The 13,826-nt window shown below is 46.4% G+C and carries 8 protein-coding genes; 4 read left to right on the top strand and 4 right to left on the bottom strand.

Features of this window, described 5'->3' with window-relative positions:
• Window positions 1-19 precede the first annotated feature (19 nt).
• On the top strand, window positions 20-1,345 hold the full coding sequence (locus tag JGK11_RS02325; RefSeq protein WP_293210428.1) for an NB-ARC domain-containing protein: 1,326 nt from the start codon (window positions 20-22) through the stop codon (window positions 1,343-1,345).
• Here the strand turns inward: JGK11_RS02325 and JGK11_RS02330 are convergent.
• Both JGK11_RS02330 and JGK11_RS02335 read right to left on the bottom strand, forming a co-directional pair.
• Window positions 1,325-1,843 carry an isoprenylcysteine carboxylmethyltransferase family protein gene (locus JGK11_RS02330; RefSeq protein WP_293176081.1) on the bottom strand — a complete coding sequence of 173 codons (519 nt, stop codon included), beginning with the start codon at window positions 1,841-1,843 and terminating at the stop codon, window positions 1,325-1,327. The two genes, JGK11_RS02325 and JGK11_RS02330, sit on opposite strands and share 21 nt — an antisense overlap.
• A gap of 220 nt (window positions 1,844-2,063) precedes the next feature.
• Window positions 2,064-3,008 carry an aldo/keto reductase gene (locus JGK11_RS02335; RefSeq protein WP_293176328.1) on the bottom strand — a complete coding sequence of 315 codons (945 nt, stop codon included), beginning with the start codon at window positions 3,006-3,008 and terminating at the stop codon, window positions 2,064-2,066.
• A gap of 271 nt (window positions 3,009-3,279) precedes the next feature.
• Between JGK11_RS02335 and JGK11_RS02340 the strand changes: the two genes are divergently transcribed.
• Both JGK11_RS02340 and JGK11_RS02345 read left to right on the top strand, forming a co-directional pair.
• Window positions 3,280-4,713: a BCD family MFS transporter gene (locus JGK11_RS02340; RefSeq protein ID WP_293176083.1), complete on the top strand. Its 1,434-nt coding sequence runs from the start codon at window positions 3,280-3,282 to the stop codon at window positions 4,711-4,713.
• Between the two features lie 176 nt (window positions 4,714-4,889).
• The gene (locus JGK11_RS02345) at window positions 4,890-5,723 is read left to right on the top strand and encodes an inositol monophosphatase family protein (RefSeq protein ID WP_293176085.1); all 834 of its coding nucleotides are present in this window, start codon (window positions 4,890-4,892) and stop codon (window positions 5,721-5,723) included.
• Window positions 5,724-6,208: 485 nt separating this feature from the next.
• On the opposite strand, the gene JGK11_RS02350 is transcribed toward JGK11_RS02345, so the two are convergent.
• Together JGK11_RS02350 and JGK11_RS02355 are read right to left on the bottom strand one after the other, a co-directional pair.
• Window positions 6,209-7,510: a mechanosensitive ion channel family protein gene (locus tag JGK11_RS02350; RefSeq protein ID WP_293176087.1), complete on the bottom strand. Its 1,302-nt coding sequence runs from the start codon at window positions 7,508-7,510 to the stop codon at window positions 6,209-6,211.
• A 169-nt stretch (window positions 7,511-7,679) separates the two neighbouring features.
• A complete protein-coding gene (locus JGK11_RS02355) occupies window positions 7,680-9,827 on the bottom strand; it encodes an adenylate/guanylate cyclase domain-containing protein (protein ID WP_293176089.1) in 2,148 nt (715 codons plus the stop codon).
• Window positions 9,828-11,257: 1,430 nt separating this feature from the next.
• On the opposite strand from JGK11_RS02355, the gene JGK11_RS02360 reads away from it, so the two are divergent.
• Window positions 11,258-13,735 carry an ATP-dependent Clp protease ATP-binding subunit gene (locus JGK11_RS02360; protein WP_293176091.1) on the top strand — a complete coding sequence of 826 codons (2,478 nt, stop codon included), beginning with the start codon at window positions 11,258-11,260 and terminating at the stop codon, window positions 13,733-13,735.
• Window positions 13,736-13,826: the final 91 nt, after the last annotated feature.

Here is a 13,826-nt window from a genome sequence, read left to right on the forward strand (position 1 = left end):
CAGGGCAAAATAACAAACTATGACAGCACAAGAGGCGATCGCCATAGTCGATCGTATATTACAATCCGTTAACAAAAAGCAAAAACTCACTGACATTCAATCCCACGTCTTTCTGGAAACTTGGGAAGGACACTCTTATCAAGAGATAGCCGATCGCCTACTTTACGAACACGACTATATCAAACAAGTCGGTTCGCATTTGTGGCGAAATCTCTCTCAAATTCTTGGCGAAAAAGTCTCAAAACAAAATCTGCAAGCAGTCTTGCGCCACTACCAGCAGAGCAGTGCGGGCATCCAAGATTGGGGAGAAGCGATCGATGTTTCCTATTTTTACAACCGCTTGCAGGAATTAGAAACATTAGAAACTTGGATTAGCGGCGATTCTACCCGTGCGATCGGTATTTTTGGAATTGGCGGTATCGGCAAAACTTCTCTGTCTGTCAAACTCGCCCAGCAAATTCAATCTAAATTTGAATTCGCGATCTGGCGGAGTTTGCAGCAAGCACCGACATTAGATGCTATCCTCAGCGATATTTTACCAATTTTAACTAATTCATCAGCCGAAACCAATCACTCTATTCATGCTCTCATGGAACAGTTGCGGCAAAAACGCTGTTTGTTAATTTTCGACAATCTGGAGTCGATTTTGCAAGCAGGAAATCGCAGCGGACAATATCAACAAGGTTATGAAGATTACCGACAGTTATTTGCCCGCATTGCTGACGAACCACACCAAAGTTGTCTGATTTTAACCGGACGAGAACAACCCGGCGGGTTTGCTGTGCGATCGGGTGAAAATTTGCCCGTGCGATCGCTCAAACTCTTCGGCCTTTCGCCACCTGTATGCCAGCAAATCCTCGCTGATAAAGGATTAAAGGTAACGCTATTGCAATGTCGAGATATTGTAAATTATTTTGGTGGCAATCCCCTCGCCCTGAAACTTGCTGCAACGACTATTCAAACACTTTTTGGTGGTGACATTCACGCATTTTTAGTGCAAGGAAATACTGTTTTTAGCGATTTGTGGGATTTGCTCGATCGCCAATTCGATCGCCTGTCTCCCCTGCAACAACAAATCATGTACTGGTTAGCCATTAACCAAGAAGCAGCGACTCCTGCGAAGCTAAAAGCTGAAATTTTGCCCGAAGTTTCGGGACGGCAACTGATGGAAGCATTGGAGGCGCTGGCCGAGCGATCGCTGATTTTCGATGAGCGATCGCTTAATTATACCGCATCCACCAGTTTAATGCTACAACCTGCGATCGCCGAGTATGTCAGAGAACGATTGCTCGAACGAAACTGTCGTTCGAGCAATATCGAACTTTTAATAAATGCCCGGAATTAGTTTTTTTACTCGCTGGCGGTATTCTGAATAGTCGGGATATTTATCGCTCAACCAAGTTTCTTCGCGTCTGGATTTGATGTCAAAAAATATTAGTAAAATTGCAGTCGCTATTAAATGAGATAAACTGAATTGAAAGATTGTCCAGCCGAGGGCTGCGAAGATGCCGCCGCTGTACAAGGGATGCCGCACTATTCCGTAAATGCCTGTTTGGACTAATTCTCCGTCTTCTCTGGGATAGGGTAAAGGTGTGAGGTTTTTCCCCAAATCTATCAGTCCTTTGATGATGAAAGTTAATCCGATAGAGCTGAGAATACTTGCTAAAAACCAGGTAAGATAAATTAATTGAGTTGATTGAATTTTGAATCCGGGTAGTTGATAAACTGGTAAGATTGTAAATGCTGCAAGTAATACTAATTGCAGAAAAACTAAATATTCGCCCCGGCTGTTGTTGCTCCAGCCTTGGCGCGTGAAACCCCAGTCAGTTAATAGTTTTTTCATAGGAAGAGGAAAGTTCGGCTAGGGATTGTGGAACTGACATTTTTGGGCGCATCTGGTAGATTGTTTGTAGTTGTGCGATCGCGTTTAAAGAGCGCTAAAGCGCAACTACGTACCTCGGATAAAGCGCTCAAGCGCAACTACATACCTCGGATAGAGCGCTCAAGCGCAACTACGTACCTCGGATAGAGCGCTCAAGCGCAACTACATACCTATTAGAGATTTATTCTCGCCAGGGACGTGTCATTAGTTCTAGTTGGTTGACTTCATCTTGGCTTAAAGTCCAGCCTAGGGCGCCTGCGTTTTCTTCGGCTTGTTTTGCGGTTTTGGCGCCGGGAATTGGGATAACTCCGTTTTGGGCTATTAACCAGTTTAGGGCAACTTGCGCGGGCGTGCGATCGCGCTTTCTCCCCATTTTTCGCAAGGTAGACATGACTAATTCGATTTTTTCAAGGCCCACTTTGCCGAATCGGGAGTCCATTTTCCGGGCTCCTGTAGGTGGTTCTTGGGCTGTGTATTTGTCGGTGAGCAATCCTTGGGCTAAGGGGCTGTAAGCTAAAATTGTTACTCCCAATTCCGAGGCTGCACGTACAATTCCTTGTTTTTCTACTTGCCGCGATAGCAATGAGTAACGGACTTGATTTGTTGCTAGGGGGACGCCTCTGGCTGCTAGTATTTTGTGAGCTTCGCGCATCTGTTCTTCGGAATAGTTGCTGACTCCTACTGCTTGAATTCTGCCTTGTTTTACTTCGTCTGCTAAGGCATTCATCAGAGTTTCTTGACTCAGTAAAAAACTAAAAGGCCAGTGTACTTGGTAGAGGGTTATTTGTTCTACTTGCAACCGTTTTAAGCTGGCACTCAAGGCTTCGGAAACTGATTTTCCGGTAATCCGCCAGGGTACGGGGCCGAATTTGGTGGCTATTTGCACGGGTTGGCTAGTTTTTTTGATAAACTGTCCCAGCAATTCTTCTGACAAGCCGTTACCGTAGACTTCGGCTGTGTCGAAAAAGTTGATTCCGGCATCTAGGGATGTGTTGAATGCTGCTTCTACTTCGGCGGCGCCGTAGTTGCTGCCGTAGTTCCAAAATAGTTTGTCGCCCCAAGCCCAAGTTCCGACGCACAGGGGAATGACGGCTGGGCCATTTTGTCCTAGGGTGATAGTTGTCACGGTTGGTAAATCCACAGTTATAGCAGTTGACAGTTGACAGTTGACAGTTGACAGTTACATAGTACGGGAATCAAACGGTTTATCGATCGCGGGATCGGGGATCGATTCATGAGGTTATTTATGTCCGCGCTTTCAGGTGGCGGTTGCTATATTGATTCTCTTTATTTTTATATGAATAATGTCATTTGAGCTTCTAGCTGTGGGTATAATGGCGGCCGATTGCAATATCTCAGTTACTATAAATTCAAATGTTGTCTTTATTTGAAAAGTTATGCCGATCGACCGTTTGCCAGATTCTACATTAACAGATTCCACGACTGCTGCCCAAAAGAGAATTGACCTCGCGACGATGTTCCGCCTGGGCTTGTTTCAGATGGGGCTGGGCATGATGTCGATTTTGACCCTGGGGGTACTCAATCGCGTGATGATTAAGGAGTTGGCGATTCCGGCTACTGTGGTGGCTGGTACCCTGGCGATGCACCAGTTTGTGGCGCCAGCGAGGGTATGGTTCGGGCAAATGTCGGATGCTAAGCCTTTGTTTGGCCATCACCGCACGGGTTACGTGTGGATGGGAGGGCTGTTGTTTGTGATTTCGGCTTTTTTGGCGGTGCAGGTGATGTGGCGCTTGGGCGCTAGTTTAGACGCTGTGGGGTGGACGACTCCGACTTACGGCTGGGTGGGTTTGCTGGGTTTGGTTTTTGCAGTTTACGGTATCGCGATTTGTTCGAGCTCGACTCCTTTTGCTGCTTTGTTGGTGGATGTTTCCGATGAGGAAGATCGATCGAAGTTGGTGGGTGTGGTGTGGTCGATGCTGATGGTTGGTATTATTATCGGGGCGATTGTCAGCAGCGGTTTGCTGAAGCAGATTGATGGGGATGTGCCGCGGGAAGTGTTGCAGGCTTCGATTAATGGTTTGTTTGTGAAGGTGCCGGCGGTGGTTTTGCTGTTGGTGGGGATTGCAACTTTTGGGGTTGAGAAGAAGTATTCGCGTTACGGGGCGCGATCGATCGCAGTTAATCGAGAAGATAAGATTACTTTAGGAAGTGCGCTGCGGATTTTGACTGCTAGCCGCCAAACTGGTTTGTTTTTTACTTTCCTGCTGGTGATGACAATTTGTTTGTTTATGCAGGATGCCGTTTTGGAACCCTACGGCGGGGAAATTTTTAAGATGCCGATTTCGGAAAGTACGCGGTTGAATGCTATTTACGGTACTGGTGTTCTCATCGGTTTGAGCGCAACTGGTTTTTTAATTGTGCCGCGGATTGGCAAGCAAAATACGATTAGATTGGGTTGTTTATCGGTGGCGGCTTGTTTTGGCTTGATTATTTTATCGGGATTTACTGGTAATCCCATTGTGTTTAAGTCGGCTTTGATGTGTTTCGGGTTAGCTTCGGGAATTACAACGACGGGGGCACTGAGTTTGATGTTGGATTTGACGGCTGCGGAAACTGCGGGGACTTTTATTGGCGCTTGGGGTTTGTCGCAAGCGATGGCGCGGGGTTTTGCTACGGTTAGCGGCGGTGCTATTTTGGATTTTGGCAGGACTTTGTTTGGAGTGCCGATGTTGGCTTACGGGTTGGTTTTTGCAGTGCCGGCTGTGGGTATGATTTTCGCTTTGTATCTGTTGAGTCTGGTGGATGTTGCAGAATTTCAGGATAATGCTAAAAGTGCGATCGCAACTATCCTTGAAAATGAATTAGACTGAGAATACCGGGCGGTTGAAACCGCGTCTATACAGACCAAACCCGCCTCCGCGGGTTGAAGAAAGTTCTCTTCAGTCCGCGGAGGCGGACTTCGTTTTTGTAGACGCGGTTTCAACCGCCGTCTTCGTTTTTATCAGCGCGGTTTCAACCGCCGTCTTCTCCTACAAACCAGTAACTAATGCAAGATTTTTGGAACTCTATTCTAACTTTTTCTCAGACAACTGTCAAAACAATCGGACAGCAGTTTTTGAAAGATTTCGGTTCTGCACAAGCGGATGAGAAATCTGATGGCAGTTTGGTTACGCAGTCTGACAATTGGGCGGATGCAGAGATTAGAAATGCGATCGCACTTGCGTTTCCCAGTCACGGGATTTTGAGCGAAGAAGGAGAGCACGTTTTACCCGATACTGAATGGTGTTGGGTTGTCGATCCTCTCGATGCTACCACTAATTTTGCTCGGGGCATTCCAATTTGGGGGATTTCTTTAGGTCTATTATATCGCGGAACTCCAGTTTTTGGCTGCGTGCATTTGCCACCCCTGAATCAAACTTTCCACGGTTTTTATGCAGAGAATTTGGCGGACGATCCTGTATTGACAAATATGCCTCAAGGTGCATTTTTAAACGATCGCCCGATTCGCCCGAGTGATGATAAACTGAGTGGAAATCATATTTTTAATTTGTGTTCGCGGAGTGTGGGAATTGGGCCTCATCTTCCGAGTAAAATTCGGATGTTGGGGATGGCTAGTTACAATTTTTTAATGGTGGCTTCCGGTGTGGCGATGGGAGGAGTTGAAGCGACTCCTAAAATTTGGGATATTGCTGGGAGTTGGGTAATTGTCAAGGCTGCGGGTGCGGTTTGGCTACCGCTGGAATCCCAAGCGATTTTTCCGCTGGAAGTGGGTAAGAATTATGCGAGGGTTTCTTTTCCAACTTTGGTGATGAGTCGCCAGGAATTAGTGTCGGTGTTTTTGCCGTTTGTTGAAGCTTGGAAGAAGAAAAAAATGGGCTAATCTTAAAGTCGCCTCGAACCCAATAGGTTCGATCGTTCGGACTTCAGTCCTTCTTTCTTGCGGACTTTAGTCAAATGGCACTGAAAAAGTGACAAAAAAAATCTGTAAGGCAAGATATACATAGATAATTGCCTTACAAACCAAAAGATCTCTTTCCCGGCAATGCCAAATCGTGCGTCCATTCTCTCTCCAACAATTTTTGCAGAGTGTTGCCTCACCTTGCCAGAAGCTGCTGCCAGATTCTGCCGTCCATTCGCTTCTAGCTTGGGAGAAGATCACCTACTACCAAAGCATCTACACACCAGTAGTCACCTTAACTTGTCACCAATGGGTCTTGCATAGGCGGTTGTGATTCGTTATGCTTTGCACGGTCTATGACCGTGCTTTTTCACCAGCCCCAAGAATGGTAAAATTGTCACAAGCCGAACAGAAAATTAGTCCCGAGCCCTTAATTGGTTACTCGATATCAATTTACTTCAAAATCCTCATAGGGAATCAACCTGAACTCTTGACGAAACATCTGCCTGGGCGGCCATACTTACCGCTTTGCTTCGCGCCTCTATAATTTGACCTATCTCGCGCCCCAAGCTTGGTTGGCGTTCAATCATTGTATTTACAGCATCTGAGTAGATGACAAGAACTTGCAAATCGTCAACGGCGGCGATTGATACCGGACTCGGTTCCCCACTAAATAGTGCCATTTCCCCAAAAAACTCACCACGCAAGATAGTCATTACCTCCAACTCCATGCCAAACTGGTTCCTGACTGTGACCTTAGCCTGACCCGCAATGATAATGTACAAAGCATTACCAGGCTCGCCTTGCCGGATGACTTTCTCTCCCGCACCAAACTTCTGTAAAATAGTTCCCTTACCTAAGTCATCCAAATTTTTGGGTTCTCTAGCTAAAGGCATAAATCCGGGAATTGAGTGCAGGCTTTGGGCTAACTTAGTTGAAGCGCTATCTGCCTTATCAGCAGGTTCCACAGGATACGAGTATCGGTAACGATATAACGTTAAGTTGTTTCGCTGCGCTGCGTACCAAATTCGCGTCATAAATCGATCGACTATCTGGTCTACATCCTCAAAGTTTTTGACAAAGAACTCCACCTCATACATAATTGCAGTCTCATCATAGGATTTGGTTTTAATATTTGGTTCCGGTTCCGCTAATACTCCTTGGGTAGCCAAGGCTGTACTTGTTAGTACCTGCTTCACGAGATTAGGCGGGCTATCGTAGGAAAAACCAATATTGAGGCGTTGGTTATAAATGCGTTCTGGTTGGCTGTAATTATGGATGATTCCTTTTCCAATGAACTGATGAGGAACGATTATCATCTGGCGCTGGAGAGTGAGCAGGCGAACCGATCGCCAATTGATATCAACTACCTCACCTTCGATATCTCCAATCCGCAACCAATCACCAACGCTAAAGGGACGTTCTAGAAGCAGCGCCATGCCAGACATGACGCTACCTAGTGTGTCCTGAAGCGCCAAACCGATCACAATTGAGCTAACGCCCAATCCAGTAGCAAGACCGGCCAAATCAGCACCCCACACTGCCGCTAGCACGATCGCACTTCCTACAAGCACCAAAAAAAACTTAGAAAGATCGATCAGCAATTTGGGCATCCGTGCCCGCCATGTATTAGCCTCAGCTTCTTCAAACAAAATCACATTAAGCAGCGAGAGAGATGCGTAGATGGCAGATATCCAGAACAGTGTTGCTACGAGCTTGGGAAAATTCCCATTAACGTCAAGCTTCAGGACATTCCTGATTAAAATCATCACCATTAAGACCGGCAGGACAAGGTTTTTTATAACCAGCAGGGTAGTCGCCAGTGGTCTAGCGTGCCTTTGTAGGTGATAAATAACCTCTCCTAGTAAAACGACGAGGAGTGGGAACCCTAATCCGACAATTACTGCCCACATCTCCCAGTCGTTTGAAGAGCTTAAATTATTCATGGACTTCCTCCGATCCAACATTTACTGGAAGCTTATAACTTGTGATTTGCCAAGCTACTAACTTTTCTTTTCCAGATTCTTGAATTTCACCAACCAACTCAAAATCGTAGAGATCGTGCAGGCGATCGTAGATATCTTGAGACACAAAGATTGCGCCGGGGGGACAAGCCGACTTCAATCTATTGGCAATATTTACGCTCTCACCCCAAACATCATAGAGCAATTTATTTTTGCCAATGACACCTGCAACCACATCTCCTGAATTGATACCGATTTCTACGTCTAGATCCAAGCCTTTTTCATAATTAAATCGGTGGACAAATGCCAGCATTTCCAAGGCAAAATCTACTGTGCGTTTGTCATGATCCAAACGTGGCACACTCAGCCCGCATACAGCCATATAACCATCACCAATAGTTTTAATCTTCTCCAAACCGTATTTTTCGGTCATTTCATCAAAGGCTGTTACCAGTTCATCAAGCAGAGCGATAACTTCGGGAGCTGACATGGTTTGAGAGAGCTTAGTAAATCGATGGAGGTCGGAAAACAAAACCGAGACATGAGAAATCTGATCGGCAATTGCTCGATCGCCCTGTTTGAGGCGTTTGGCTATTGCGGGACTAAATATATTTAAGACTAATGCTTCATTTTCGCGATTTTTCTGTTGAATTAGTTGAGTTTCGGCACGAAGGCGGCCTATCGTTTGGTTAAATGATTTAGCTAACTCTCCAAATTCATCTTCTGAACCAGATTTAACCACCGCGTCAACTTCTCCAGCCCCCACCAGGCGGGCACTAGCGATTAACTTCTTGATGGGTCTGACAAAGATTGCGGTCAGCCACATGGCAACAACCGTGATTATCGCGATGATTGCAGTAGCTGCCATCACAATTGTTTTTTGAAAGGAGTGAATTGACGCATAGGCTTCCGAAACATCCATCTCCGCCAATATCACCCACCTCAATCCATCAATATCTAGTGGAGAATAAGAACTCAAAACAGGAATATGACGATAATCGTCGATCACCTGCGTGCCCTGTTTCCCAAACAATGCTTCCTTCACTCCTGTTGTTTGCGCTTGCTGTAGGAGGATTGTAGTATTGAACTCTTTGATTTTCTTGATGGTCTTTTCATCAGTACCGATAGAGGCTAGAATTTTTGCATGACCTTCTGGGTCTTCTATCTGGAAACGAGATGCAGAGCGCATTAGATAATCCGACCCAACCAGATAAGTTTCTCCTGAATCGCCCAGACCACTTTGTTTCCAATTTTTGTTACCAGTCATCACATTGTTAATTTTGTCAACGGGAAACTGGAACGCCAAAATACCAATAAATTCCGAGCCGTTAAAGATTGGAGCAGCGATAAAAGCCGCAGGCGCACCGTAGGAAGGGCTGTAGGGCTTAAAATCTACTATTTTCACATACCCCTTTCCCTTTGCCTGTCGTGCAGCGGCGATCGCGTTTGCTAGGTTACTCTCTTTGTAGGGGCCATCGATCAAGCTTGTGGTAAAGTCGGCTTCTTTAAAAACCGTATAGACAACAGTTCCTTCGCGATCGATCAAAAACATATCGTAGTAACCATATTTTTCAACTATATTGCGAAAAATAGGGTGGTAGAGGGCGTGAGCGCGGCTGTAAGCGCTGGCGTCGCCTGGAGTATCAAGGAGAAGTTTCTTGCCAACGGGGTTCGGATTAGCAGCGATGTAGTGGTACTGTAGGTAACGAGCAGCGGGTGTTTTTGGCCTGTATGCTGCCAGAACAGGCGAACCATCGTTAGTTCGCGTTAGTTTGGTTAAAAATTCTTTCTGGTAGTAGGTATCAATTTTTGCGTCAAAATTCGCTGGAATTTTAGACTTTTCAAGTTCGCTGTAAGCCGTCTTAAATTCCTGTAGGGCTGCGACTACTGTCAAGTCTTCGCTGAGGGTTTGGGTGTGGTTTTTAAGGTTTTCAAAATAATCTTGGATTTGATAAGCTTTCACAGCCCTAAGGCTGGTTAATTGGTTAAAGACTTTTTCGGTCAGAATAGCTTTCCCACTGCTAGAGCATATAAACGTGCTCGCAAGCATAGCGCAAAGGCTGACTACCAGCAACATGACTATGAGTTTTGTTTTTATACTTAAATGATTCACTAATTGCATAGGATTTTTCCTGAGAGTCTGGGTATTATTTCTTTCATCTCTAAGAAGTTAAAGAGTAATCTTTCACCATTGGTAGCGATCGCTTTTCATTTATAGAACCCATTTGACATCTTTTGGCGATCGGCTCACAACAGTCGCTCTACTGCCCAACAGCACAAAAAGAGAAATCCTGGATAGCAGATTCTAAGCTGCTGTGCATCGGGAGCATCTCAGTTTTGCAATAAGCATTTTTTGAAGAGCGAACTCTACTGACGTACTACGAACCTTTTTTGAACTCCCGACAGCACTGTAAATGCAAAACTGAGATGCTCCCTGCGCATCTATATTGTAGAATATCAACATATCATAGGCAAGCGATCGCCAGATATATGCCAGCCATAAACCATCTGTCTCAAGAGCTAAAACAAAGACTAATTAAACTTTTGAAAAATGCACATTGGCATTATAGTAGTGAAAATTTTTTAATTATCTTAAGAGTAACTTAGGGCAATATTGCTATAAGATTAGTAAGTTTATGGAGACTTATACACGGCAAAAAAAACACGATTAGCGGTGCTATTAGTCCCAAGATAATATGAGATTAATGATAATTAATTGCTCAATGGATAGCAAGGATTAGTGAGGTGTTTATCCAAATATTTTTAGTACCGGAACTCTGGGTGAGCGTGGTAGTAGTAATGGAGAATCTACCAGCACATAAAAAAGTCCCTCCTACTTTTGCTTCAACACCACTAAGGCAATATCATCAAAAAGTTTTCGCTCGCCAATATGTCGCATATTGAGTTACCTTGGTTAACCTATTCTCGGTCTTTACTTGTTGTTTTAACAGAGTTCGGTTTTTCAGATAAACCCCATCAGCCGTGGGTGAATTTTGGGGCTCGTGACTAGGGATAGATTTATCTCGAAAATAGTCGCTCTGCGTTGACAATTATAGAAAATATTGTATCAACCGATCGCATTACTTTGCAACAAAAACTAACAGGAATTACGCAGGGACGTTATATGTAGCGTGTCTGTGTTTGGACAATAGCGATCGATCGCGCAGCGGTCTAAAAGTTGTTCGGGAGAAAATGAGAACAGAGTTTAAAGCAAGCTCAAGTTAACAAAAGATCGCGCATCCGACTGGATTAATAGACTTCATATCAAAAACATTGTGCTAGAATCCATCAATACGTAGTCGTAGGTTGGGCACAGGCCGAGAAGAGCAATCTTCTTGCAGTCTAGGGGAGGTTGTAGGTCAGCCACCATTTGGGTCTTCCCAGTTGAAAGCCACCCTGCAACATGAGCCTGGAATCTGCAACCGCAGCCGAGTGCGGCTTTCGCGGTGGGAGTGTCGCGCTAGAATTAGCATTACGAGTTAACACTCGAACAAAAACGCTCGTTGTGCGAGCGTGACCTCAAAACGGGCACATAGCAGGTGGGAATAAACCATGTTTGAACGCTTCACAGAAAAAGCAATAAAAGTAATCATGTTGGCCCAGGAAGAAGCTCGCCGCCTGGGTCACAACTTCGTAGGGACAGAACAGATCCTCCTGGGTCTGATTGGAGAAGGAACCGGAGTTGCAGCCAAAGTCCTCAAATCAATGGGGGTCAACCTCAAAGATGCTCGGATTGAGGTCGAAAAAATCATCGGGCGCGGTTCGGGCTTCGTAGCAGTCGAAATTCCGTTCACCCCTCGCGCCAAGCGGGTTCTAGAACTGTCCCTCGAAGAAGCTCGCCAACTCGGACACAATTATATAGGTACAGAACACCTGCTGCTCGGCCTGATTCGTGAAGGTGAAGGAGTAGCGGCCAGAGTCCTGGAAAATCTGGGAGTAGATTTGTCGAAAGTCCGCACCCAAGTGATTCGGATGCTGGGAGAAACGGCAGAAGTCGCAGCCACCGGCGGCGGAGCTCGCACTAAAACCCCAACATTGGACGAATTTGGTGCCAACCTGACTCAAATGGCGGTTGATGGTAAGCTTGACCCCGTAGTCGGACGGCAAAAAGAAATCGAACGGGTAATTCAAATCCTCGGTCGCCGTACTAAAAATAACCCGGTACTTATTGGCGAACCTGGAGTCGGCAAAACTGCGATCGCCGAAGGTCTGGCCCAGCGCATCGCTAACAACGATATCCCAGATATCCTCGAAGATAAGCGCGTCGTTACCCTCGATATCGGCTTGCTCGTAGCTGGTACGAAATACCGGGGGGAATTTGAAGAACGCCTCAAAAAAATCATGGACGAAATCCGCACGGCGGGTAACGTGATTTTGGTGATTGACGAAGTGCACACTTTGATCGGTGCTGGTGCGGCTGAAGGGGCGATCGACGCAGCGAACATTCTCAAGCCAGCTTTGGCTAGAGGCGAACTCCAGTGTATCGGGGCTACAACCTTAGATGAGTACCGCAAGCACATCGAGCGTGACGCAGCCCTCGAACGGCGCTTCCAGCCCGTGATGGTCGGCGAGCCCACCGTTGACGAGACGATCGAGATTCTGTTCGGTTTGCGGGAACGCTACGAACAGCACCACAAGCTGAAAATTTTGGATACAGCCCTGGAAGCTGCCGCCAAACTGTCTCACCGCTATATTTCTGACCGCTTCCTCCCAGACAAAGCAATTGACTTGGTAGACGAAGCTGGTTCGAGAGTCCGCCTGATCAACTCCCAACTGCCGCCCGCAGCTAAGGAACTTGATAAAGAACTCCGCCAAGTCCTGAAAGATAAAGACGAAGCGGTGCGTTCTCAAGACTTTGACAAAGCAGGTGAATTGCGCGATCGCGAAATGACGATCAAAGCCGAAATTCGCGCGATTTCCCAAGCCAAAAAAACTGACTCGGCCCGCACCGGCGAAACCGACCCTTCGCCAGTAGTTACCGAAGAAGATATCGCTCAAATCGTCGCAAGCTGGACGGGCGTACCGGTCAACAAACTGACTGAATCTGAATCCGAAAAACTGCTGCACATGGAAGATACCTTGCACCAGCGCTTGATCGGTCAAGAAGAAGCAGTGAAAGCCGTTTCCCGTGCCATCCGCCGCGCTCGCGTTGGCTTGAAAAATCCCAATCGCCCGATCGCCAGTTTCATCTTCTCCGGGCCCACAGGCGTCGGCAAAACCGAACTGACGAAAGCCTTAGCCGGCTACTTCTTCGGTTCCGAAGACGCCATGATTCGGTTGGATATGTCCGAATACATGGAACGTCACACCGTCTCCAAACTTATCGGTTCTCCTCCTGGTTATGTCGGCTACAACGAAGGCGGACAACTGACAGAAGCAGTTCGTCGTCGTCCTTACACCGTCGTGTTGTTTGACGAAATCGAAAAAGCCCACCCCGATGTCTTCAATATGCTCTTGCAAATATTGGAAGACGGCCGCTTAACAGATGCCAAAGGTCGTACCGTGGACTTCAAAAACACGCTGCTGATCATGACCTCCAACATCGGTTCTAAGGTCATTGAAAAAGGTGGCGGCGGCCTCGGTTTCGAGTTCGGCGACAACCAAGCTGATGCTAATTACAACCGCATTCGCTCCTTGGTTAACGAAGAACTGAAGAACTACTTCCGCCCAGAATTCCTCAACCGACTTGACGAAATTATCGTCTTCCGTCAGTTGAACAGGGAAGAAGTCAAGGAAATTGCCGTTATCATGCTCAAAGAAGTGTTCGGCCGCTTGACAGAACAGGGAATCACTCTGGAAGTGACCGAAAAATTCAAGGAACGGCTAGTAGAAGAAGGCTATAACCCCAGCTACGGAGCCAGGCCCCTGCGCCGCGCGATCATGCGGTTGTTGGAAGACAGCTTGGCTGAGGAAATCCTTTCTGGCCGCATCAAAGATGGCGATATCGCTGTTGTAGATGTGGGCGACGATGGAATTGTCAAGGTGCTGCAAGGTCAAAAACGGGAATTGCTGCCCCAAGGCGCTGAGTAAGTGCGTTGAGTAAGTGCGATCGCGAGTAAAGTTTTAAGATCGCAAATTGCGCGATCGTAAATAACTCAAAATCAGCATATAAAAAAGGTAG

Origin of the sequence: Microcoleus sp. PH2017_34_RAT_O_A (assembly GCF_020737885.1) — a bacterium.
Classification (GTDB): domain Bacteria; phylum Cyanobacteriota; class Cyanobacteriia; order Cyanobacteriales; family Microcoleaceae; genus Microcoleus.